This window comes from Brevundimonas vesicularis (assembly GCF_027886425.1).
GTDB lineage: Bacteria > Pseudomonadota > Alphaproteobacteria > Caulobacterales > Caulobacteraceae > Brevundimonas > Brevundimonas vesicularis_C.
This window is the reverse complement of the sequence record NZ_CP115671.1, coordinates 1,296,955-1,318,285: the sequence shown is the minus strand read 5'-3', so window position 1 is coordinate 1,318,285 and position 21,331 is coordinate 1,296,955. Positions and strand designations below refer to the sequence as shown.

The window sequence follows — 21,331 nt, the reverse complement described above, 5'->3', positions numbered from 1 at the left end:
TCCGATGCAAGGCTCAGTGCGCGGCGCCGGGCTTGGACTTCAGCGCCACGAAGCCGAAGCCGCCCAGAACGACCGCGCCGATCACGGCGGCCATGAAGCTGCCACCCGGGTGGAACCACAGGGTCAGGAACAGCAGCAGCACGGCGATGGCCAGACTGCCCCACTTGGCCAGGTTCAGGAACAGGCGATAGGTCGAGACCTGTTCGCGCACTTCCATATGGCCGTGCAGATAGGCTTGCGCATCGGCGTCGGCAGGTGCGTTGGCGGTGTCGTGCAGGTCGGCCATTGTGGAATCCCCTCGTCGTTATCGCGGACTTACACCGAGGCGACCGCCCCGCTCAAGCCCGCAGTCATGCCTTGCCTTGGTCAGGCCAGCGCCTCGAACTGATCGACCAGCCGCTCCAGCCTCTGACAGCCGACACTCCAGAAGGCCGGGTCGCGCGGGTCCAGACCGAACGGCTTCAACGCCTCGACGTAGGTTCGCGATCCCCCGCCGGCCAGAAGCTCGCGATAAAGGGGCGTGAAGCCGGCCGGATCGTTGCGACGCGCCTCCATCAACGCCGCCACCAGGAGGTCGCCGAAAGCGTAGGCGTAAACATAGAAGGGCGAATGGACGAAGTGGCTGACATAGGCCCACCAATGTTCATAGCCCGGGTTCAGCTTGACCGACGGCCCCAGCGAGGCTCCCATTTCCTCAAGCCACAGCTGATTGATCCGCTGTTGCGACACCTCGCCCTGGAGGCGCTCGTCGTGGAAGCGGGTCTCGAAGCGGTGGAAGGCGATCTGGCGCACGACGGTGTTCAGACCATCCTCGATCCGACCGGCCAGCAGGCCGCGCTGCTCGGACTTGGGCGCGGTGGCCAGGAGGCGGTCGAAGGTCAGCCCCTCGGCGAAGATCGACGCCGTCTCGGCCAGGGTCAGAGGCGTATCGGCCAAAAGCGTGCCCTGATCGGCCGCCAGGGTCTGGTGGACGCCGTGTCCCAGCTCATGCGCCAAGGTCAGGACGTCGCGCCGCTCCCCCATCCAGTTCAGGAAGACATAGGGGTGGCGGTCGGCGGTGACGGGGTGGGCGTAGGCGCCGGACTGCTTGCCCGGCCGCGCCCGGCCGTCGATCCACGGCTTTTCGAAGAAGCCGCCGGCCCGGTCGGCGAAATCGCCGCCCAGGTCCGAGAAACTGTCCAACACGATCTCGCGCCCCTGGGTCCAGGTGAAGGCGCGCGGCGTCGTGGTTTCGATAGGCGCGTTGCGGTCCCAGTGGTCCAGGCGCGCCTTTCCCATCGCCTTGGCCTTGAGCGCATAATAGCGGTGCGACAGGCGCGGATAGGCAGCGGCGACGGCCTCGGCCATCGCATCCACGGCCTCGCCATCCACCTCGTTGCCCAGGTGACGGCTATCGGCGGGACGTTTGAAACCGCGCCAGCGATCCTCCATCGCCTTGTCGGCGGCGACGGTGTTCAGCACCAGGGCCAGCGTCGGGGCGCGGGCGGCCAGCGCTTCGGACAGGCCCTCGGCAGCGGCCTTGCGACGCGCCGACTTGGCGTCCGACAGGCGGTTCAGCGCCTCGGCCAAGGTCAGGTCCTCGCTGCCCGCCTTGGCACGCAGGGCAGCCAGTTGCTCATCAAACAGGCGCGGCCATTGGGCCGTGATCGGGCCGCGCTCGGCGATGAAGGTCTCCAGTTCGGCCGAAAGCTCATGCGGCTTCATCGCCCGCACGCGCCGCAGCCAAGGCCGCCAGCGCGCCGCGCCCGCATGGGCGATCAGCGCCGCTTCGAGCGCCGCATCGTCGATCTGGTTGATCTCCAGCGTCAGCCAGACAGTCGGGGTGGCGATGGCGGTGATCTTCTCGCGCACATCGGCTTCGAATCCTTGCGCCGTTGCATCGTCGCGCGCGGTCGAGGCGGATAGAAAGGCGTAGGCGCCCAACGCGCCCAACACATCGGACGCCTGCTCATAAAGCTGGATCGCGCGGTCCAGCGCATCGCCCAGCGCCTGCGCGTCCTGGTCCGCCGCCAGCCGCCCCTTCAGCCCGTTCAGCGCCTCGACCAGACCGCGCGCCTTTTCCAGGTCGGCGGCCACCTTGGCGTCGTCGCGCGACGCATAGAGGTCGGTCAGGTCCCACAGCGGGGCTTCGGTGTTGGGCGTCTTGAAGGGAGCGTTCATGCCCCTGTTCTGGGGATGCGCGGCGACGGCCGCAACCGTCCCTTGCGCTTTCTCGGCGTCACGGCCCGTGCAATCCTGCCTTTCGGAGACCATCGAATGACCGAAACCCTGCAGCATGACACCGGCCGGACGGGCCTTGGCGGGGCCTCGGGCCTGTTTGCGATTCGCCTGGCGACGGGTCTGGTTCAGGGGCTGGCCCTCTATCTACTGTATCTGGCGGCCGACAGCCGCGTCTGGCCCGAAACCCAGCCGGTGGTGTTCGGCGCCCTGGCCCTGGCGGCCGGCTATGTGCCGGTGGTGGTTCTCGCCGGCGTGGGCCGGGTCAAGCCGCTGGCTCTGCTCCTGTGGGCGGCCAGCGCAGCCGGCATGCTGGCTTTGCTGGGCGCGCACGACGTGGCCCGCCAGGTGCTGAAGCCGCATGAGGAGCCGCCTTTCCTGAGTTTCCCCGTGCTGGCCTTCGGCGCGGCGGCCCTGTTCATCGCCCACCACCTGATCGTGCCCGGGATCCGCGAACGACGCTGGATCGTCGACTACCCCCACTATTTCGACATCGCCTGGAAGGCGGGGGTACAACTGGCTCTGTCGCTGGGCTTCACCGGCGCCTTCTGGATCCTGCTGCATCTGGGCGCGGCCCTGTTCAAGATGATCGGCCTCGGCTTTCTGCAGCACTTGCTCAGCGAGGCGTGGTTCGCCATTCCGGTCACGGCCCTGGTCTTCGCCACCGCGGTTCAGCTGACTGATGTGCGCGACGGCCTGATCCGGGGCGTGCGGACCGTGGCGTTGATGCTGCTGTCTTGGCTACTCTTGTTGATCACTGTCCTGGTCGGCGGCTTCCTTCTCGCCCTGCCCTTCACCGGATTGGACGGCCTGTGGGAGACGCGCAGCGCAACGGCCTTGGTGTTGTCGGCCGCCGCCGCCCTGATCGTGCTGATCAACACGGGCTATCAGGATGGGCGCGCAGACAATCTGCCGCCGGTCGTTCTGCGATACGGCGCGCGGGCCGCGTCCATCCTGATCGCGCCGCTGATCGTTCTGGCCGCCTGGGGCCTGGCCTTGCGTATCGGCCAGCACGGCCTGACGCCCGATCGGATCATCGCCGTCGCCTGCACCATGGTCGGCACGGTCTATGGCGCGGGCTATCTGCTGGCGGCCGTGAAACCGGGCGGCTGGATGAAGCCGCTGGAGTGGACCAATGTTGTTGCGGCGGTCCTGTCGGTTCTGGTCATCCTGGCCCTGTTTAGCCCGTTGGCCGATCCCGCCCGCCTCTCGGTTCAGGATCAGGTCGCACGGTTGCAGCGTGGGGCGGTGTCCGCTGACACGTTCGACTATGACTTCCTGCGGTTTGAGAGCGGCAAGGCCGGCGAGACGGCGCTGAGACGTCTGGCCGCCTCAACCGATCCACGCATCGCGCGAAACGCCCGCGCCGCCCAGGCCCGCCCGTGGCCATCCGGCGATACTGCGCAAGGACTGCAAGCGCGCAAGGCCGCCATCCGTCTGAAGGTCGTCGATGGCCAATCCGTGCCCGCCAGCTTCATCGATCAGTTGGACGCGCAGGTCGACGTGCTGTTCAGTTGCAATGCGGAAACGCCCTGCGTCTTGCGATCGACGGACCTGAATGGCGACGCACGAACCGATCTGCTGGTCGCCACGACTCGCGAAATCGTCGCCTTCGATCAGGATAGCCAGGGCCAGTGGCGCGTGACGGGTCGATACGGCTTCACCTGCGGGCGCAATGCTGAGCGGATGAACGAGGGCCTGTCGAAGGGCGTCGCGACGGCGCCGGCCGCCCTTCCCGACCTGGTTGTCGACGGCCAGAGATTGCGCGCCATCCCCGAGGTGCGATGCGACGCGACAGAGCCGCGTTAACGGGACGCTCACCACGCCGTGTCACCCGATTTTCACCTCGCCACCCTAGGAATCGTCCCGAAACGATCCATCCGTGACGGGTTGGGCGACAGGACAAGGGATTTTCATGGCCAAGACCATCCTGGTCGTTGACGACGATCCGACCCAGCGCCGGCTGATCCAGGCCGTGCTGGAGCGGGACGGCAACGCCGTGGTCCATGCCGCCAGCGGCGGCGAGGCCATCGACCGGATGACGCGCGGCGGCGGGGCTGACCTGATCCTGCTGGACATGGTCATGCCCGAGATGTCGGGGCTGGAATGCCTGGCCGAACTGCGTAGCGCCGGGATCAACGAGCCAGTGATCGTCCTGACGGCCAACGGCGGCATCGACATGGTGGTCAAGGCCATGCAGGCCGGCGCCCAGGACTTCTTTGTCAAACCGGTGGGCCCAGAACGCCTGCTGGTCGGCGTGCGCAACGCCATGCAGATGAAGCGCCTCACCGCCGAGGTCGGGCGCCTGACCAAGCGCGTCCAAGGCCGCACCAGCTTCGACGATATCGTGGGCGACAGCCCGCCGATGCGCATGGTCAAGGCGTTGGGCGCCCGGGCCGCCAAATCCTCGATCCCCGTCCTGATCACCGGCGAAAGCGGCGTCGGCAAGGAGGTCATCGCCCGCGCCCTGCATGGCGCCAGCGACCGAGCCGGCAAACCCTTCGTCGCCGTCAACTGCGGCGCCCTGCCCGCCAATCTGATCGAATCCATCCTGTTTGGACACGAGAAGGGCGCCTTCACCGGCGCCGTCGACAAGACGCTGGGCAAGTTCCGCGAGGCGGACGGCGGCACCCTGTTCCTTGACGAGATCGGCGAACTGCCGCTGGACATGCAGGTCAAGCTGCTGCGCGCGCTGCAAGAGGGCGAGATCGATCCCGTGGGCGGCAAACGCCCGGTCAAGATCGATGTGCGCATCGTCTCGGCGACCAATCGCGACCCCGCCCAGCAGGTCAAGGACGGCGCCTTCCGCGAGGACCTGTTCTATCGCCTGAATGTCTTCCCAATCGAAGCCCCGTCCCTGCGCGACCGGCGCGAGGACATCGCGCCCCTGGTCGATCACTTCATCGCCCGCTTCAACGCCGAGGAGGGCAAGCGGATCGCCGGATGCGCGCCCGAAACGTTGGCCTTGCTGCAAGGGTTTGATTGGCCCGGCAACGTGCGACAGCTGGAAAATGCGGTGTTTCGCGCCATCGTGCTGGCCGATGCGCCCTTCCTTCAGCCGCACGATTTCCCGGCCATCTCCGGCGTCGCCGCGCCCATGCCCGACGCCCAGCCCCTACAGGCCGCCACAGCCGCCGGCGCTCAGACCGACGCCGCCGCGCAGGTCGATCAGCCGATCCGCATCCTGGACGAGCGCGGCCATCTGCGGACTCTGGAAGACATCGAACGCGACCTGATCCAGCACGCCATCGAGGTCTATGCTGGCCATATGAGCGAGATCGCGCGCCGTCTCGGCATCGGCCGTTCAACCCTGTATCGCAAGGTCCGCGAACAGGGCCTGGAAGGTCAGCTGAAGGAAGTGGGCTGACCGTCTCCTCCCCACATCGTAGGGAGGTGGCGAGGCGCATCTTAGCGCCGAGACGGAGGGGTTCTCCGCCGCGCCACCGCCTGTGGGACGTCAAAAGCCCCTCCACCGCTGCGCGGTCCCCCTCCCCACCGGTGGGGAGGAGACGATCACTCCGGCTTCTTTCGCCCCCACCGCCGTTTCGGCTCTTCGCCATTAGCCTTGGCGGTGATCTCTTTCAGCTTGCGGCCCTGCATGGCCGAGAGCGCTTGCCCGGGCGCGCCCTTTTCGGGGTCGGCGAAGGCGCGGCCGTGGGTTTTCACGCGCTCGCTGACCGAATCGATGAATTCGCCTTCCCATTCGGACAGGGAAACGCCTGCCTTGTCCGCCGCGCGGCGAGCGCGTTTCAAGGCATTCAGCGCGGCGCGTTTGGCGGCCTCGCGCTGTTGCTCGAAGGGGCTTGGCGCGGGCTTTTTTGCAGCGGTAGCGCCCTTCGGGCTGCTTGAGCGCAGGTTGGATGCGCCATCGCCCTTCAAGCCGCCGGATCGCGACAGCCCGCCTCCTGGCTTGAAGGGGGTGCGCTTCAAGCCGGGTCAGCCTCAGATCTCGCCGAGCGCCGACAGATAGAGGTCCAGGATGGCGTCCTCTTCCTGACGCTTGGCCTTGTCCTGCTTTCTGATGCGGATGACCTTGCGCAGGATCTTGACGTCGTAGCCCTCGCCCTTGGCTTCGGCGAAGACCTCTTTCATGTCGGTCATGACGGCCTGCTTGTCCTCTTCGAGACGCTCAAGGCGCTCGATGATGGTGCGAAGGCGGCCCTGCGCCGTGGCGGTGAGAACGTCGGAACCACCGTCGAACGAGGCGTCGTCAGCCATGGGGAATACTCCAGAAATCAGGCGCGGACGCTAACCATGCAGACAGGCGCGCGACAACCGCGAACACGAAAAAGGCCGCGGACAGAAATCCGCAGCCTGTGGATCGTCATCTTTCAAGCGCGCTATCGCCCTTCGGGCTGCCTGAGCGCGAACCAGCATGCGCACGCCGCCGAAGCGGCGCGCAGCGAACGCTGCTTAGCCCTGCTTCGCCTTGAAGCGCGGGTCGGTCTTGTTGATGACGAAGACGACGCCCTTGCGACGCACGACCTTGCAGTCGCGGTGGCGGGTCTTCAGCGACTTGAGCGAGCTACGGACCTTCATGGTCGGACGTCCTGAAAGAAACCAATAAGAAAGCCGCTGACCCGGTCGGATCGCGGCGGAGGCGGTCGTATAGAGAGAGGGGTTCGGAAGGTCAAGCCGCCAAAGCCCGAAACCGCAGAAAACCCAGTCTCCGTCTGCTCTGCGAGCTGTTTCCCCTAACGTGCTCAAGTCGCGCGAAGCGCGATAGCACGACAAAAACTATGGAGGCCTGACCTCCGAGTCGAACGGAGGGTTTACGGGGTTGCACGCCCGCCGCGTCGCCGCTCCGCCATCAGGCCGTCAGAGCTGGTGCGTCATTACGACACACACGTATAAGGCGTCCAATACAAAGGTGGTTAACAGCGCGCCTTACACCCGAGCGGGGAACGGCGAGGCAACGCATTCGCGCGGTGCGCGCTTTAGGGCGTCGAAATGGCCGTTCGCGCGGATGTCATTTCGTGTCTGACCCCGGGGGCTTTAGTTTGAATCTCATGCGCTTTTCCTACCGCCTTCTCCTGATCGGCTGCGTCTCGGCCTGCGCGCCCATGCTGCCCGAGCCGCAGGTGAACCTGCCGACACCGCAACCCCAGCCCCAGGCGGGCGCGCCGGTCACGACGCCAGCCCCCGCCCCCCAGACGCCGCCGTTGGCCGCCTATGACCAGCAGGGTTTCGAGGGCTGGAAACAGGGATTTCTGGCGCGCAAGGGCGGCGCCCGCCGCGCGGACTACGCCCGTGAACTGGAGGGCCTGACGCCCGATCCGACGGTGATCCGCCTTGATCGCAACCAGCCTGAATTCTCCAAACCCGCCGGTGCCTATGTTCAGAATGCAGTGACCCCGGTGCGAATCGCCCAGGCCAAACAGCGCATTGACCGGGTGCCGTGGTCGGTGGTTCAACGCTTCGGCGTGCCCAGCGAAATCCTGGTCGGCGTCTGGGCCCAGGAAAGCGCATTCGGTCAGGTGCAGGGCGACTATGACGTGATCCGCTCGCTGGCGACCCTGGCCTATGATGGTCGCAGACGCGATTGGGCCGAGGGGCAGCTGAAGGACGCGCTGGACATCGTCGTGGACGGCCGGCGCGAGCGTTCGGGCCTGAAGGGCAGTTGGGCCGGGGCCATGGGCCAGACCCAGTTCATGCCCGACAACTATCTGCGCCTGGGCGTGGACCAGGACGGCGACGGCAAGGTCGATATCTGGCGCGACGACGCCGACGCCCTGGCGTCCGCCGCCAATTTGCTGGCCCAGGCCGGGTGGAAGCGCGGTCAGGGCTGGGGCTATGAAGTCACCCTGCCCTCCGGCTTCGACTATGCCGAAGCGGAAGGCCCGAAACACAACTGGGCCTATTGGGCGGCCAAGGGCGTGCGCCTGGCGCAGGGCGGCACCCCGAATGGCGCCGAGGCGCTGGAAGAGGCGACCATCCTGCTGCCGCAGGGCGCGAACGGTCCGGCCTTCCTGGCCCTGCCGAACCACTATGTGATCCGCCGCTACAACAACTCGGTGTCCTACGCCCTAGCCATCGGCCTGACGGCGGACGGGATCATGGGCAAGCCGGGGCTGACCAAGGCCTGGCCCAACGATCCGTCGATGACGCGCGATCAGCGTATCGGGGCGCAGCGCGCCCTGACGCAGCTCGGTTACGACACTCAAGGCGTGGATGGAGTGATCGGCTCCAACACCCGCGCGGCCCTGCGTCGCTGGCAGATCGCCAACAACAGGATCGCCGATGGCTATCTGACGCCGGCGCTGGCGGACGAACTGATCCGCCGGACGAGCTGACGCTGTAAATCCGGGCATGGCTCGGTGCTCCTGCCTTTGAGGGGGCGGAGGAGGAGGAGGGCTGGGCGGAGCGCCGGGCCTTCGCCCGGAGTTGATTTGTAGTGTTACCGTTTCGACGAAGGATGGACGCTCCGCGCGGAAGGTTGACCTGCAAGCTCGGGGCGCCGAGCGGTGGCGGTCTTATCGCCTAACCCCATAAGCCTGCGACGGGCGGGTCGGAGCAGCGATCCTCGATCCCCGGTTCGGCCGAGTATCCCCCTCGACCCTGCGACGCGGCTGCGGACGCCGGGGCGATTCCCCGACCGATCAGCCCCGGCGCCGCGATGGAGTTTCACCACCGCCCCCGTTCCATCCGCTCTCGCCGCCGCAAGGTCGCAGGCCAGGCGAGCCCTCCATGCGACGAGACGGGGGCATTATGGGGCCGTTTGACCCCGTGGATGGGAAAAGGCGCACATAAATCGGCAAGCGGTTGAAATCGCTGCGGATGGACCAGCGGCATTGCGATGGCTGAAAGAAGCTAGCGATCTTTTCTTTCGTCATCCTCCGGCGCGAAGTGACCGGGGGACCCAGCGGCGCGCGAGAGCGCGAACCTGTTGCGGATACGCTGATAGACACCAGCGCGGCGGAAACATCGCCTCCGGCGCCGCTGGGTCCCCCGATCTGCGCCGCAAGCGGCTTGCCGGAGGATGACGAAAGATGAGAGGCCCTTAGTTTCAAGAACCCCTCCACCGCTTCGCGGTCCCCCTCCCCGCCAGGCGGGGAGGAGACGACAGGCTCTAACCTTTCACGCGCCAGGTGGCGCCGTCGGGGCCGTCCATGACGACGACGTTCAGGGCGTTCAGGCGGTCGCGGATGCGGTCGGCCTCGGGCCAGTCCTTTGCGGCGCGGGCCTTGGCGCGTTGGTCCAGCAGGGCCTCGACCTCGGCCTTCAGCGCGGGATCGCCGCCCTCGAACCAGGCGTCCGGCGTCAGCGACAGGACGCCGAGCAGACCGGCCGCTTCCTTCAGGCTCCAGCGGGCCATGGCGACATCGTTGATATCGGCCTCGGCGTCGTTCAGCAGTTCGCGCAGGGTGTTGCCGAGCCCGAACAGCTGGGCGATCGCGCCCGGCGTATTGAGATCGTCTTCAAGCGCGTCCAGCACCGGATCCAGGGCGTTCTCGGCCAGCTCCATCTCAGCTTCGTCCAGCGTGGCCTCGTCGAAGTCGGCCAGGGCCGCCTCGGCGTCGCGCAGGACGCCATACAGCCGGTCCAGGTTTTTGCGGCTCTGATCCAGCAGCCCTTGGTTCCAGTCCAGCGGCTGGCGGTAGTGGGCGCTGAGCAGGGCCCAGCGGACGACCTCGCCCGGCATGGCCTGGACCAGGTCGTGCAGCAGCAGGACGTTGCCGATCGACTTGGACATCTTCTCGGCGTCCACGGTCAGAAAGCCATTGTGCATCCAGTAGCGGGCGTATTCGTCATGAGCCTCATCGCCATGGGCATGGCCGTGGGCGCAGACGCCCTGGGCGATCTCGTTCTCATGGTGGGGGAAGACCAGGTCGATGCCGCCGCCGTGAATGTCGATGGGCAGGCCCAGGGTCTTTTCGATCATGGCCGAGCATTCGATGTGCCAGCCGGGACGCCCCTCGCCCCACGGCGACGGCCAGGACGGCTCGTCGGCCTTGGACGGCTTCCACAGAACGAAGTCGTGCGGGTTCTTCTTATAGGGCGCGACCTCGACGCGGGCGCCGGCGATCATGTCGTCCAAGTTCCGGCCCGACAGGGCGCCGTAGGCCTTGTAGGACGAGACGTCGAACAGCACGTGCCCCTCGGCGGCATAGGCGCAGCCCGCGTCGACAATGGCCTGGATCTGATCGACGATGGCCGGGATGTAGTCGGTGACGTGGGGCGCGATATCGGGCGGCGAGACGTTCAGCAGGCCCATGTCGGCCAGATAGGCGGCTTCGTAGCGGGCCGTGACTTCTCCGATCGGCACGCCCTCGCGCGCGGCCTTCTGATTGATCTTGTCGTCCACGTCGGTGACGTTGCGGGCGTAGATCACATGGTCCGCGCCATAGGTCCGGCGCAGCAGCCGCACCAGGACGTCGAACACCACCGGCGGGCGCGCATTGCCGATATGGGCGTAGTCATAGACCGTGGGGCCGCAGACATAGAGGGTCACACGATCCTTGTTCCGGGGCTCGAACAGGCGCTTTTCACGGCGCAGGGTGTCGTGGATGTGCAGCGGCATGGATCAGTCTTTAGCGGGTTTTCTTGCGGGACGGACGGTCTGTCCCATATAGCGGCCTGATATACAGTCCCGACGGATTGTAGAAGGTAAACCGGGCGACCCGCCCGCCCCGGCCGGAAATCGAGTTCATGAGCGTCACCCCCGCCAAGCCCGTCCTCGTCAGCGACGAAACCGTGCAACGTCCGTCGCGCGAACAGGCGCTGGAGGCCGTGCGCACCCTGATCGCCTGGGCTGGCGACAATCCGAACCGTCCCGGCCTGATCGACACGCCCAAGCGGGTGGTCGACGCCTATGGCGAATGGTTCGACGGCTATGACGCCGATGCGGGCAAGGAGCTGAGCCGCACCTTCGAGGACGTGACCGGCTATGACGACATGGTCATCCTGCGCGACATCGAGGTCGAGAGCCATTGCGAGCACCACCTGGCCCCGTTCCTGGGCAAGGCCTACGTCGCCTATCTGCCGGGTGAGAAGGTGGTCGGCATCTCCAAGCTGGCGCGGGTTGTCGAGATTTATGCGCGGCGCCTGCAGAACCAGGAAACCCTGACCAACGACATCATCGAGGCCATCGAATCGCACCTGCAGCCGCGCGGCGTGGCGGTGCTGGTGGACGCCGCGCACCAGTGCATGACCACGCGCGGCGTGCATCATCGGCACGTTTCGACCATCACGACCCGCTTCACCGGCGCCTTCAAGGACGATCCTGCCCTGACGGACCGTTTTTTGAAGCTGGCCAAGGCCTGAAGGCCGAACCGTCGTCCCTCTGTCGTGTATAATTGACGTTTGGGAACGGCAGATCGTTTAGAACCGCTTTACAAGCCCGCATCGGGACGCCAAGAACCGATCAAGCCTTCGGGCGATCCATAGGGAAATGTCGGCGCGGAACGCAGCCGGCGAGTAACGGAGACGATGCATGGCTGCCAAGCTCGGTGGTTCCGGCGGGGACAAGCACACGATCGAACAGACGGCGGATATCAACATCACGCCGTTCATCGACATTCTGCTGGTGCTCATGATCATCTTCATGGTCGCCGCGCCTATGGCGACCGTGTCGATCCGTCTGGACCTGCCGCCCGCACAGCCGCCCACCAATCCGACCGAAGAAAAGGAACCGGTGTACATCACCATCCAGGAAAACGGTCAGCTCTTCCTGTCGGACAAGCAAACCTCGATCGACAACCTGGCCACTGACGTCTGCACCGCCCTAGGCGGCGGCGCCTGCCAGGAAGAGCGCGTCTTCGTCCGCGCCCAGCCGGAAGTGAAGTACTCGCAGTTCATGGAAGTCATGAACAAGATGCAGGAGAACGGCTTCTTCAAGGTCGGCCTGCTGAACGAAGACATCGAATAGGACCTTCGTCCTTTCCAGGATTGGGGCCGCGTTCCGAAAGGGACGCGGCCTTTTTCTTTGCCGAAAGACTTGCCGGATCGATCGACTGCACCCTTGATGCCGCATCGATTGTTCGAGGAGTCCGTCCATGCGTCGTCGCACCTTCCTGTCCGCCCTGCCCGCCGGTGCGCTGGCGGCGACCGCAGCCCAGGCCCGGCAGGCCTCTCCCGCCGCCAGGCCGACCGAGGCGGCCCCTGCGCCGGCTCGCCCGGCCGACCCCTATGCCGGCGTCGGCATCGGCGACCGGATTTCGGGACCGAAGTTCATGGGGCGCTCGACCGTCTGGGGCGCGAACGGGGCGGCGGCGACGGCGCATCCGGCGGCCAGTCTGATCGGCATCGACACCCTAAGACGCGGCGGATCGGCCATCGATGCGGCCATCGCCATCAATGCGGCCCTGGGCTTTCTGGAGCCGGTCGCCAACGGCATCGGCGGCGACGCCTATTGCATGCTGTGGGACCCCAAACAGAAGAAGGTCGTCGGGCTGAACGGATCGGGCGCCAGTCCCCGGGGCCTCAGCCTGGAGATCGCGCGATCCAAGGCCATCGACGGCTATCTGCCCCGCTATGGCGCGGTAACGGTGAACGTGCCGGGCACGGTGGACGCCTGGTGGAGCGCGCACCAGCGGTATGGGAAACTGCCGTGGAAAGAGGTGCTGCTGCCCGTCGCCGAACTGTGCGAACAGGGCGTGCCCGTGCCCCAAGTCATCGCCTACTATCTGGAACGCAACATGGCTGCGTTTGATCGGGGCCAGATCCCGATCGAGGAAAACGAGAACCGAAAGCGCATCTGGGCCGCCAGCGGCGTGACGCCGAAGGTAGGCGAGATCTTCGCCAACCCCTATCTGGGCAAGACCCTGCGGGTGATCGCAGAGGGTGGACGCGACGCCTTTTACAACGGTGCCATCGCCGATCAGATCGAGGCCTATTTCAAGCGGATCGGCGGCTGGATGACCCGCGCCGACCTGGCCGCCCATCACACCGAATGGGTCGAGCCGATCCGGACCAACTATCGTGGGGTCGATGTTTTCGGCCTGGGTCCTAACACGCAAGGGCTGAGCACCAACCAGATCCTGAACATCTGCGAACAGTTTGACCTGAAAGCGATGGGCTTCCAGTCCGCCGCCTCGCTGCACGTCCAGGCCGAGGCGAAGCGGCTGGCCTTCGAGGACCGGGCGCGCTGGTTCGCCGACGACCGATTCTCCAAGACGCCGGTCGAATGGCTGAACTCAAAGGCCTATGCGGCCGAGCGGGCCAAGCTGATCCGGCCGGATCGGGTCATGGACCGCGTCATGCCGGGCGACGCGCCGCACCACGGCGACACCACCTATTTCAGCGTCGCCGACGCTGACGGGATGATGGTCAGTTGGATCCAATCCAACTATCGCGGCATGGGTTCGGGCCTGGCGCCCGACAACGGCTCCGAACCGCTGGGCTTCATGTTCCAAGACCGTGGCGAGTTGTTCGCCCTGACCGACGGCCACCCCAACATCTATGCGCCCGGCAAGCGCCCGTTCCAGACGATCATCCCTGGCTTTGCGGTCAAGGACGGCGAGCCGTGGATGGCGTTCGGCGTCATGGGCGGCGCCATGCAGCCGCAGGGCCAGGCCCAGATCATCATCAACATGGTCGACTACGGGCTGGAGCCTCAGGCGGCGGGCGACGCGCCGCGCTGGCAACACTATGGCTCGTCCGAACCGACCGGCCAGCCCCAGGAAGGGACCGGCGTGCTGCATCTGGAAAGCGGCGTACCCGAGGCGACCAAGACCCAGCTGCGCGCGATGGGCTGGACCCTGGGCGAACCCGACGGCGGCTTCGGCGGCTATCAGAACGTCTTGAAACAGATGAACCCCGGCGGGCGCTGGACCTACGGCGCGGCGACCGAGATGCGCAAGGACGGGATCGCGCTGGCTTATTGAAGTTGGCCTACTGAGGTTGAGCGACCGATGACCCACGACGAGGTCCGCGCCCTTCTGCCCCGTTGCGCCCCTTCCGGCATACCCTGTCAGGTTCGCGCAATGAAGGTGCGGACGCCTCCGACAACCTCGCTTGGCGTGCGGATTGTGAAGGCCATTCGGTGCGATTGGCCAGCCGCGCCTTGGATCGGCACCACCTCGCCGACCAGCCGCCTCGCTTCTTCCGCCGAAAGCCGGAAGGATTTCGCCGCACGCGCGACCTCGTTGTCGGAGTCCTTCCACGGCACGCCAGACTCAGCAACGAGGGTCTCGGCCAAGGCCTGGCGGTTTTCCAGGATCAGATCGGCGACCCGGCTCAGCAACGCTCATGGGTTCCAGCTTGACGGCCGCGAAGCTGGCCTTGGCGCCGGCAACCGCTGCGTCGACCTGCGCCGTTGAGGCGCAGCGCACCGAGGCGATCACCTCGCTGGTGAAATTATCCGTCACATCGACCGCGGCGGCGTTGCTCTCAATCCATGCGCAGGCCACAAAATTCTGGACACTCGTCCCTTGGGCAATGTTCCTCGCTTTCCTAACCGCAGACGTCTTTATGGACCTGTCGGTCATTTGCCGCGAGCTCGGAGATGCGGCCAACGACATCTAATTGGTAACGACCATCCAGCGAGAGAAATAGTGATGTTTCATCGATACATTGATGATGACCTCATCCATGAAACGGGTGCCGATAGATGCGGCGAATGATTACTGCGGACATCGCGGTAGATTGCTGGGAGCGCGGCATGAAGTTCGAGTTCTTTATCACTTTGGACGCCATCCTGCGGCAAGGCGGCTAGTTCAAGCCCATCTGCGGACCTCGGGGCGCCAGCCAAAAAACGGACGGTTCAGACATCAGGTATGAGTCAGAAGCAGAACTGCATCCAATTACGCGACGTCTTTGACGGCGACTGGTGCCGTTTTCTTCGGTGAAAGGCTTCCACTTTCTGTAGGCAGTAGGTTTAGATCCGTCTCGGATGTTTGACAACGTTTGCGCCCAACGGACGGAGGTTGATTGGGTGGTTCATCAGTATCTGGTGCGCTGCGATAGAGTCCCGGATGTGATAATACGCCAACTCGGCGTTATCCCGGCCGAGGTTAATACAGGGTGTGCCCCCTGCTCCCTCTTGGCACCACTCGCAAAGCTAAACCTGACCATCACAAAGGCCATCCCCGAATAGACCAAATCATACAACTTCTACCTCTCGGTTTGTCGAGGCGATCATCCTTGCCGATAAGAATGGTAGGCTGACTGATTGTGGCGCTGAGAAAGTCCGATCCTACCCAGCTCTGTGCTTGCCGTGGGCCTGAGCATTTGGACGATCCGGAACTTTCAATGCCTAGTGCTCGCCTTCCAAGAGGGCCTAAATTCCTGCGTGCGGGCCTTTCCGGTCAGGCCAACCTTTTTCGCCCCCCTTCCCTCCCGATCTAGGCCTAGCGTGTCAGCCTCGCTGGTGACGTAGTAATCGTCCTTGCCGTAGTAGCTGGCCGCCCCGCTGGAGCTTCCGATGGCTGAGAGTGAGAGCATCGCTTACAGCCCTCGGTTAAGAAGGTGATGGTGCCGCAAGACTGTGCGTCATTCGTGGCGCTAAGGTTCAAGGAGACCAAGCAAACGAAGCCCCATATGCTAAGGACGATCACGATCTGCGCTGGAACCTCGCGGGTCATATCTAAGGTGTCGCCTATCGTTTCCCCCCCCGAAGCGAGGCTGACATCTCGCCTTTATAGGCGCGACTTATGGTTGCTTCCAAAAATCCTCGCAACCGCCACGACAAGGCTAAGCATGCTGTGAGCCATTCTTACTCCGAACTAAGCGCCTCTAACCGACGCGAAGTTCTATGGCTTCGAGCTGGAAGGCGCCTATGCGCTTTGGCAGGACGGCGATCGCAAACTGTCGCTGGAAGGCGCGGCCGACTATGTCCACGCCCAGACGGACTTCGGTCCTGCCGCGCGGATCCCGCCCTACTCCGTGACCGGACGTCTGGGTTGGACATCGACCAGGTTCGACGCCAGCGCCGAGGTTCGCCACGGCGGAGAACAGGACCGGGTCGCCAACGCGTTCGAACTGCCGACCGACGACTACACCCTGGTCAACGCCTCGGTCGCGGTCCGCCCCTTCGCCCAGCAGAACGTCACCCTGTTCGCCGAGGCGCGGAACCTGACGGACGAGGAAGCCCGCGAACACGTGTCCTTCCTCAAGGACATCGCCCCTCTGCCGGGGCGCAACCTTCGGGTCGGCGTCGCCTACCGCTTCTGACGAACATCGAGAGCCTTCGGCGCAGCCTTGGTTGCGCCGAAGGCTCACAGAGTCGGCGACGCGAACCGCCTCCGTGCGTTGATCGCCCATGACCGACAAAGAACCCCGCAAAGTCCCGATTGGCTACGAAGACCGGCCCGACAAGCCGACCCGCGGCGCCTTTCGCATCACGGCTCTCGCCATAGCTGCCGCAGCCGTCGTCTTCCTGACGCTGATCGCGGTCATCGTCGTGCGAAGCGGCGGGATCTAGGGGCTCAGGGCCTTCCGACCTGTATCGGGGCGTGGCTTGCTGCACGTCCTTTCCAAGCGCTTGAACTTTTCAACAGCCGGCGAAGTCGCCAGCCCGCGCAAACCCGCTGCCACCCGCCGCGAGGCGCTATTACGGACCGCGACAGATGATTGACTTGAACACCGCCACTTCGGCCGAACTTGATGGCGTTGAACTTTTGCGTGGCCACGGGTTTGAGATTGTCTGCTATAGTGAGGAACGCGGTCTGTTCACCAGCCTTCGTCAGCTCGACGAAGTGCCGGGCCTGGCCCAAAAAACGGATGGCGTCGAAGCGCACCCTTACGTCGAACCTGCCGACGCCACCTAGGCGATGTCTTCCATCAAACGGGTGTCCATAACCTCGGTGACGTAACGCTGCCGCATGGATTTCTATCTGTTGGAATGCTTGGGCAGGTTCGGTCTTCAGGTACACGGCAGTTTGACCGCAACTCGGCATCTGGTCATCAAACAGCAGAAATCCAACGGCTTTTAGCGGTGGGGCTTTCTGGTGTTTTGGGTGCGGGAGCACGCATTGGCCACAATAGTATATTCGGCGTGATCGATATTCCGGCTTGACGGGAAGTCGCCACGCGCCGTCATTTCGACAGTCACAAATGCGCCAGAAGCGTTCATTCGCCGGCTGCCGCAAACACGACATTCAGTGTGATCGAAAGTCGTAATTCCAGCTGACAGCCCATGACTGTTCCCGACCCATTGCGGACTCCGAGGCAGAAGACTCAATACCCATTTGGCACGTGAAAACTGCGTGCCTTATTTTCGTTTCCGGGCATTGTTGACGCTTCCATAAAATAGATAAAGGAAGGAAACTGATATTGCCGGAACAATAAACATTGCGGTGAACTCAGACAATTGACGCGGTAGTCCATACTGGAACAGTACAGATGCTATGTAAAAAACGTATATAATGCTGAAAAGTAACCTCAGCTTCACGTTACCCGTCTAGATTGCAAACCTGTACATTTTTTTTTCTAAATCGAATTAGTTCCGGCAGGGAAATGACGCATCCTAGCATGGAGGCCTTCGACCCGTTGCAGACATCTGAACTGGGAGGCACGGTGTGGTGCCCCGAGAGGGTAGCGATATGAATTCCGACAATACGCTCAATGTCCAGCTAACCGCCAATGATCTCGTAGCGATCAACAATGCCCTCAATGAGGTTTGTCACGGGCCTGATGCAATCCCTGAATGGGAGTTCCAGGCTCGCATGGGCATCGACAGGGCAATCGCGAAGCAGACCTTGAGCCGGATCAGGACTGCACTCAATCAGATAAGCTGAGGTTCCTTGCTCATATTTTGATCTTGACCCTTTGCGGAGCTTGTCGGCCTTACGCGGATGGTGCGCTCATGAACACTACTATTGTCCCGATTCCAACCAACCTGATTTCAGATTGGCCTTCCTTCCATAAGGTTTTCTCGGAAGCTCTTGGCTTTCCCACTTTCTATGGCGCGACCATGGATGCGTGGATCGATTGCATGACATGTGCGGACGAGCCCGAAGCGCAGATGCTGGCCAGCCAGGTACGCCCCGGCGAGCTATTGACCCTCCAGATCGACGATACCTCGAACTTCGCGGTTCGTTGTCCCGAGCAGTTCAAGGCGTTGGTAGAATGCGCCGCGTTCGTGAATTACCGACGTGTCGAGATTGGAGGTAGGCCCGTGCTCTCCCTGCTCATGTCTCGCCACTTCTCTTAGGCCCGCGAAGACCGCTTCCCACCCCTAACTGAATCAACAGCGGCCGCTTTCCGGCCTAGGAGCCAACGTCCGTTTCAGGCGGGGAAGCGTTGGACCGAAATCGACCAATAGCGGACCTCTGCGATGAGACTTAGGCTCACGCCATGCCAGGAACCAAGAATCTTCCAATCTATCGCGTCCTCTTGCGTGGAGAGGGCATAAACAACGACGGCGAGTGGGTCGGTCTCTTCACCACACGGCAGGCAAAGGCCGTATCGAAAGAAGCAGCGGAAGCTGACGTCGTTGCTGCGTTTCTCGTCGATTGGCGCGACGAAGTTTGCGGTTCGATGACCACAATGCGGACCGTCCGGCCCATCGAGAGTAAGCAGCTTAAGACCGCCTGGTTCAATCGCCCCCGAGGTGGCTTTACCTTTTTCAATGACGCCCAGGACGCCGAAGATGCAGCTTTGCGCATTGAGCGACGCGCTGGGGGTTACGGCAGCTGAGGGGGAGCTCGCTTCCCACCCTAAGCGGACTTTTGGGCATTCCGCTCTCCAAAGAACTGCCCGAAAGCCGGCTTAGAGGTCGATCTGTTCCGATATCTCCAAAGCGTCATCGACTTCGATGCCGAGGTATCTAACGGTGCTTTCCAGCTTTCCGTGACCGAGCAGAAGCTGACACGCGCGCAGATTTCCGATCTTTTTGTAAATCAACGCTACCTTTGTCCGTCGCAGGCTGTGGGTCCCATACGCACTTGGGTTTAGGTCGATCATTCTTACCCAAGTATCGACCAGCCGAGCATACTGGCGCGTGCCTATGTGCGCGCCCTCTTTGCTACTGCTGGTCGTCGCGTCGGCGCCCCCGGCGCTCCAGCCAATGCGCTAGCGCCTCCCTGCGGCCTCAGTTATCTCGAACGGGACCGGGCGACCTGTCTTTTGCTGAATGATGGTCGAGCGCTGGCGAATGGCTCCGCCTTGAGCGATATCCGCTAGCCGAAGCTTCACCAGATCACTGCCTCGGAGCTTCGCGTCCAGCGCGATGTTGAACATCGCCAGATCCCGGATTGATCCAACCGATTTGAGATGCTGTCGGATTGCCCAGATGTGCTTAGGCTTGAGTGGAGCCTTGGCTCCAGTCATCCGACCAGCATTCCAGGGCTTACGAGGTAGACAAAAAAGATCGGGCTGGCTCATGGCCACCTCCCACGATCAACGCCCCCCTCCTCACCATACGCTTCAGACAGCGCTGATGCGCCATGAGCGGACGTTGGCACCCACGCGCAAAGCGGACATCCTATCCGTTTGGGGGCCGATGTTGTTTCCCGTGCCCTAGTGGTATCGGCGAGCTGTCCAAATGGGTTCCACCCACTCTGTGATCAAGCTTCTGAAGGAGCGGTTCTCACGATCAGGCGGAACGCTAAGCTTCGATGTCCTGATCCGTGATCTCTCCATACTTCTTCAGGACGAGTCCCTCTTGAGGATAGTCAGATCCTTCTGGATTCAATCTCCCCCTGAGTGTCAAACACGGCTGCGGCGATCAGACGTGGATGTCGATGATCGACCGGATCTCTATCCGTCTGCGATCCTTGAGACATCTGATGACCTGCCCCACCCTTCGTAGCTGCCGCGCCGAAGCTCAGGCAGCATCGGTGGCGGCCACCACCTGAGATTTTATGTGTAGGGGCAAAGTGTGTCCTGCCTTGGTCAGCCTGACAGCACGCTTCAGCCCGTGCAGGTTAATCCGACAACGCTCATGTCCGGGCTGACCGAAATAGACTCATGACGACCGCAGCAGCAGCGAAACACGCTGCCGCAGCGACGTAGAGGCCTCGAATATCGAAGCCCACCTGTTCCAAAATGAGGGCGGCGATTGGGGCCATCGCCTGAGGTAAGGCGACCGCCAGATTGTTGAGGCCCATATCCCGACCACGATTGTCTTGTGTGGGAAGGGCATCCGCCATCAAACCCATTTCCACGGATCCATAGGCCCCTTGCCCCAAACCGTAGATCGCGAAGGCGAAAACCACGACTGTCCATGACGGCGCGATCGCCAAGGCAACGGTCGCCACACAAAGGGCCACCGCTCCCGCCAGAGCAATGGGTTGCCGCCGCGAAATACGCGTCCCAAACATCGCCAGTAAACTAGCGATGATTACGACACTCACGAAGGCGACGGTCGTTAGCACGGCATGGGAACGTTCCGGAGTACGACCAGGCCATCCGACTGCGTCGGAAACGAAATAAAGCAGATAAATGCTGACAAGAGCGTAGCCCGTCGCAATGAGAAGGCGACCTGTCCAGACTGTAGCGAAGTTGCGTGATCGAAACGGCGCAAGCAGCGATCCGCTCCCGCCAGTCTGAGACGACGGCGCTATAGGTTGTCGTTCCGAAGAAGGCTCATCGAAAACGATGAGGAAGAAAGCGGCTGCACTAAGAAGAATGCTCGCCAGAAGCGCTAATCTGCCGGGTTCGTACTGCGGACCGAGCGCCATCAGACTGGAGCCCAGAGCGACAGCAAGCGGATACGACAGTCCCAGCATCGCCGAGACTGTACTTCTCAGCAAAATCGGTACGCGATCCGCAAACACAGCTGAGAGCGGAGCCATGAGCACGTTGAACGCAAGTTGAAATCCGACCAAGGCCCATACGAATTCGTCCGGCGTCGACGACCGCCATATGCCAACGTAGCTTAAAACCGTCAGCACCGCTCCGAGCGCAATCCAAGGTCGGCGACGCCCGAACCGCGAACGCGTCCGGTCGCTGATCGCGCCCATGGCGATATTCGCCACGGCGGCCGTGATCGCGCCCCAGACCATGGCCCGGCTAAGGATTTCCGTTTTACCTCGGGCGTCAAGAGCGGCGGCGTGGAGCGGAGCGACGATTTGGAACAGGGGCGCTAGACCGATGAAGGCGGCAAGGAACAGCACCAAATACGCCGCCAACACCAGAGACGTGCGACGGGTTTGAGAACGGTTGGAAACTTCACCCTCCTCCATCGAGCGGCGCCGCCTCTATGGCACGTGGCCCGACGCGCTTGCTAGCG

Annotated in this window: 22 protein-coding genes and 1 tRNA gene; 13 read left to right on the top strand and 10 right to left on the bottom strand. The window is 63.4% G+C overall.

The window, feature by feature from the left end; all coding sequences use genetic code 11:
• Nucleotides 1-13 precede the first annotated feature (13 nt).
• Nucleotides 14-286 (bottom strand): aa3-type cytochrome c oxidase subunit IV, encoded by a 273-nt coding sequence (locus PFY01_RS06560; protein WP_271042868.1) that lies wholly within the window; start codon nt 284-286, stop codon nt 14-16.
• An 80-nt stretch (nt 287-366) separates the two neighbouring features.
• A complete protein-coding gene (locus PFY01_RS06555; protein WP_271042867.1) occupies nt 367-2,160 on the bottom strand; it encodes a M3 family oligoendopeptidase in 1,794 nt (597 codons plus the stop codon).
• Nucleotides 2,161-2,256: 96 nt separating this feature from the next.
• Here PFY01_RS06555 and PFY01_RS06550 point away from each other — a divergent pair, with 96 nt between their 5' ends.
• Both PFY01_RS06550 and PFY01_RS06545 read left to right on the top strand, forming a co-directional pair.
• Entirely contained in the window at nt 2,257-4,026 is a 1,770-nt protein-coding gene (locus PFY01_RS06550; protein ID WP_271042866.1) for a DUF4153 domain-containing protein, read from the top strand.
• A gap of 106 nt (nt 4,027-4,132) precedes the next feature.
• Nucleotides 4,133-5,584, top strand: coding sequence for a sigma-54-dependent transcriptional regulator (locus tag PFY01_RS06545; protein WP_271042865.1), 1,452 nt, complete (start codon nt 4,133-4,135; stop codon nt 5,582-5,584).
• A 146-nt stretch (nt 5,585-5,730) separates the two neighbouring features.
• Here the strand turns inward: PFY01_RS06545 and PFY01_RS06540 are convergent, their stop codons facing one another.
• From PFY01_RS06540 to PFY01_RS06525, 4 genes are all read right to left on the bottom strand, one after another.
• Nucleotides 5,731-6,072, bottom strand: coding sequence for a hypothetical protein (locus tag PFY01_RS06540; protein WP_420197063.1), 342 nt, complete (start codon nt 6,070-6,072; stop codon nt 5,731-5,733).
• An 87-nt stretch (nt 6,073-6,159) separates the two neighbouring features.
• The gene (locus tag PFY01_RS06535) at nt 6,160-6,435 is read right to left on the bottom strand and encodes a DUF2312 domain-containing protein (protein WP_017505946.1); all 276 of its coding nucleotides are present in this window, start codon (nt 6,433-6,435) and stop codon (nt 6,160-6,162) included.
• 195 nt (nt 6,436-6,630) lie between these two features.
• Entirely contained in the window at nt 6,631-6,756 is a 126-nt protein-coding gene (ykgO, locus tag PFY01_RS06530; protein WP_008263184.1) for a type B 50S ribosomal protein L36, read from the bottom strand.
• A 201-nt stretch (nt 6,757-6,957) separates the two neighbouring features.
• Nucleotides 6,958-7,034 (bottom strand) — tRNA-Ala (locus PFY01_RS06525).
• 192 nt (nt 7,035-7,226) lie between these two features.
• Here PFY01_RS06525 and PFY01_RS06520 point away from each other — a divergent pair.
• The gene (locus PFY01_RS06520) at nt 7,227-8,510 is read left to right on the top strand and encodes a lytic murein transglycosylase (protein WP_271042864.1); all 1,284 of its coding nucleotides are present in this window, start codon (nt 7,227-7,229) and stop codon (nt 8,508-8,510) included.
• A gap of 776 nt (nt 8,511-9,286) precedes the next feature.
• On the opposite strand, the gene cysS is transcribed toward PFY01_RS06520, so the two are convergent.
• On the bottom strand, nt 9,287-10,738 hold the full coding sequence (cysS, locus tag PFY01_RS06515) for a cysteine--tRNA ligase (RefSeq protein ID WP_271042863.1): 1,452 nt from the start codon (nt 10,736-10,738) through the stop codon (nt 9,287-9,289).
• 128 nt (nt 10,739-10,866) lie between these two features.
• Between cysS and folE the strand changes: the two genes are divergently transcribed.
• The 3 genes from folE to PFY01_RS06500 all read left to right on the top strand — a co-directional run bounded on the left by folE (nt 10,867) and on the right by PFY01_RS06500 (nt 14,042).
• Nucleotides 10,867-11,481, top strand: coding sequence for a GTP cyclohydrolase I FolE (folE, locus tag PFY01_RS06510; RefSeq protein WP_271042862.1), 615 nt, complete (start codon nt 10,867-10,869; stop codon nt 11,479-11,481).
• Between the two features lie 169 nt (nt 11,482-11,650).
• Nucleotides 11,651-12,085 (top strand): biopolymer transporter ExbD, encoded by a 435-nt coding sequence (locus PFY01_RS06505; RefSeq protein ID WP_017505348.1) that lies wholly within the window; start codon nt 11,651-11,653, stop codon nt 12,083-12,085.
• A gap of 127 nt (nt 12,086-12,212) precedes the next feature.
• On the top strand, nt 12,213-14,042 hold the full coding sequence (locus PFY01_RS06500) for a gamma-glutamyltransferase family protein (protein ID WP_271042861.1): 1,830 nt from the start codon (nt 12,213-12,215) through the stop codon (nt 14,040-14,042).
• Between the two features lie 86 nt (nt 14,043-14,128).
• Here the strand turns inward: PFY01_RS06500 and PFY01_RS06495 are convergent, their stop codons facing one another.
• A complete protein-coding gene (locus PFY01_RS06495) occupies nt 14,129-14,401 on the bottom strand; it encodes an aldehyde dehydrogenase family protein (RefSeq protein WP_271042860.1) in 273 nt (90 codons plus the stop codon).
• A gap of 5 nt (nt 14,402-14,406) precedes the next feature.
• Between PFY01_RS06495 and PFY01_RS06490 the strand changes: the two genes are divergently transcribed.
• The 7 genes from PFY01_RS06490 (at nt 14,407) to PFY01_RS06460 (ending at nt 18,795) form a co-directional block, all read left to right on the top strand.
• The gene (locus PFY01_RS06490; RefSeq protein ID WP_271042859.1) at nt 14,407-14,682 is read left to right on the top strand and encodes a hypothetical protein; all 276 of its coding nucleotides are present in this window, start codon (nt 14,407-14,409) and stop codon (nt 14,680-14,682) included.
• Nucleotides 14,683-15,921: 1,239 nt separating this feature from the next.
• Nucleotides 15,922-16,329 carry a hypothetical protein gene (locus PFY01_RS06485; protein ID WP_420197062.1) on the top strand — a complete coding sequence of 136 codons (408 nt, stop codon included), beginning with the start codon at nt 15,922-15,924 and terminating at the stop codon, nt 16,327-16,329.
• A gap of 88 nt (nt 16,330-16,417) precedes the next feature.
• Entirely contained in the window at nt 16,418-16,579 is a 162-nt protein-coding gene (locus tag PFY01_RS06480; RefSeq protein WP_017504993.1) for a hypothetical protein, read from the top strand.
• A 145-nt stretch (nt 16,580-16,724) separates the two neighbouring features.
• Complete coding sequence (locus PFY01_RS06475; RefSeq protein WP_271042858.1) at nt 16,725-16,925, top strand: helix-hairpin-helix domain-containing protein; 201 nt, start codon at nt 16,725-16,727, stop codon at nt 16,923-16,925.
• 774 nt (nt 16,926-17,699) lie between these two features.
• Entirely contained in the window at nt 17,700-17,894 is a 195-nt protein-coding gene (locus PFY01_RS06470) for a hypothetical protein (RefSeq protein WP_271042857.1), read from the top strand.
• Between the two features lie 68 nt (nt 17,895-17,962).
• Nucleotides 17,963-18,310, top strand: a complete 348-nt coding sequence (locus tag PFY01_RS06465; protein ID WP_271042856.1) for a barstar family protein — start codon at nt 17,963-17,965, stop codon at nt 18,308-18,310.
• A 143-nt stretch (nt 18,311-18,453) separates the two neighbouring features.
• Complete coding sequence (locus PFY01_RS06460; protein WP_271042855.1) at nt 18,454-18,795, top strand: hypothetical protein; 342 nt, start codon at nt 18,454-18,456, stop codon at nt 18,793-18,795.
• 375 nt (nt 18,796-19,170) lie between these two features.
• On the opposite strand, the gene PFY01_RS06455 is transcribed toward PFY01_RS06460, so the two are convergent.
• Both PFY01_RS06455 and PFY01_RS06450 read right to left on the bottom strand, forming a co-directional pair.
• Complete coding sequence (locus PFY01_RS06455; protein ID WP_271042854.1) at nt 19,171-19,482, bottom strand: integrase; 312 nt, start codon at nt 19,480-19,482, stop codon at nt 19,171-19,173.
• Between the two features lie 557 nt (nt 19,483-20,039).
• Entirely contained in the window at nt 20,040-21,284 is a 1,245-nt protein-coding gene (locus PFY01_RS06450) for an MFS transporter (protein ID WP_271042853.1), read from the bottom strand.
• Nucleotides 21,285-21,331 lie beyond the last annotated feature (47 nt).

Excerpts from the sequence above, each read along its gene's own strand:
- PFY01_RS06480 (WP_017504993.1), top strand. The coding sequence starts at position 16,418 with ATGACCGACAAAGAACCCCGCAAAGTCCCGATTGGCTACGAAGACCGG.
- folE (WP_271042862.1), top strand. The coding sequence starts at position 10,867 with ATGAGCGTCACCCCCGCCAAGCCCGTCCTCGTCAGCGACGAAACCGTG.
- PFY01_RS06475 (WP_271042858.1), top strand. The coding sequence starts at position 16,725 with ATGATTGACTTGAACACCGCCACTTCGGCCGAACTTGATGGCGTTGAA.
- PFY01_RS06535 (WP_017505946.1), bottom strand. The coding sequence starts at position 6,435 with ATGGCTGACGACGCCTCGTTCGACGGTGGTTCCGACGTTCTCACCGCC.
- PFY01_RS06550 (WP_271042866.1), top strand. The coding sequence starts at position 2,257 with ATGACCGAAACCCTGCAGCATGACACCGGCCGGACGGGCCTTGGCGGG.
- PFY01_RS06460 (WP_271042855.1), top strand. The coding sequence starts at position 18,454 with ATGCCAGGAACCAAGAATCTTCCAATCTATCGCGTCCTCTTGCGTGGA.
- PFY01_RS06500 (WP_271042861.1), top strand. The coding sequence starts at position 12,213 with ATGCGTCGTCGCACCTTCCTGTCCGCCCTGCCCGCCGGTGCGCTGGCG.
- PFY01_RS06465 (WP_271042856.1), top strand. The coding sequence starts at position 17,963 with ATGAACACTACTATTGTCCCGATTCCAACCAACCTGATTTCAGATTGG.
- PFY01_RS06490 (WP_271042859.1), top strand. The coding sequence starts at position 14,407 with ATGGGTTCCAGCTTGACGGCCGCGAAGCTGGCCTTGGCGCCGGCAACC.
- PFY01_RS06470 (WP_271042857.1), top strand. The coding sequence starts at position 17,700 with ATGAATTCCGACAATACGCTCAATGTCCAGCTAACCGCCAATGATCTC.
- PFY01_RS06520 (WP_271042864.1), top strand. The coding sequence starts at position 7,227 with ATGCGCTTTTCCTACCGCCTTCTCCTGATCGGCTGCGTCTCGGCCTGC.
- ykgO (WP_008263184.1), bottom strand. The coding sequence starts at position 6,756 with ATGAAGGTCCGTAGCTCGCTCAAGTCGCTGAAGACCCGCCACCGCGAC.
- PFY01_RS06555 (WP_271042867.1), bottom strand. The coding sequence starts at position 2,160 with ATGAACGCTCCCTTCAAGACGCCCAACACCGAAGCCCCGCTGTGGGAC.
- PFY01_RS06450 (WP_271042853.1), bottom strand. The coding sequence starts at position 21,284 with ATGGAGGAGGGTGAAGTTTCCAACCGTTCTCAAACCCGTCGCACGTCT.
- PFY01_RS06560 (WP_271042868.1), bottom strand. The coding sequence starts at position 286 with ATGGCCGACCTGCACGACACCGCCAACGCACCTGCCGACGCCGATGCG.
- PFY01_RS06455 (WP_271042854.1), bottom strand. The coding sequence starts at position 19,482 with ATGAGCCAGCCCGATCTTTTTTGTCTACCTCGTAAGCCCTGGAATGCT.
- cysS (WP_271042863.1), bottom strand. The coding sequence starts at position 10,738 with ATGCCGCTGCACATCCACGACACCCTGCGCCGTGAAAAGCGCCTGTTC.
- PFY01_RS06545 (WP_271042865.1), top strand. The coding sequence starts at position 4,133 with ATGGCCAAGACCATCCTGGTCGTTGACGACGATCCGACCCAGCGCCGG.
- PFY01_RS06505 (WP_017505348.1), top strand. The coding sequence starts at position 11,651 with ATGGCTGCCAAGCTCGGTGGTTCCGGCGGGGACAAGCACACGATCGAA.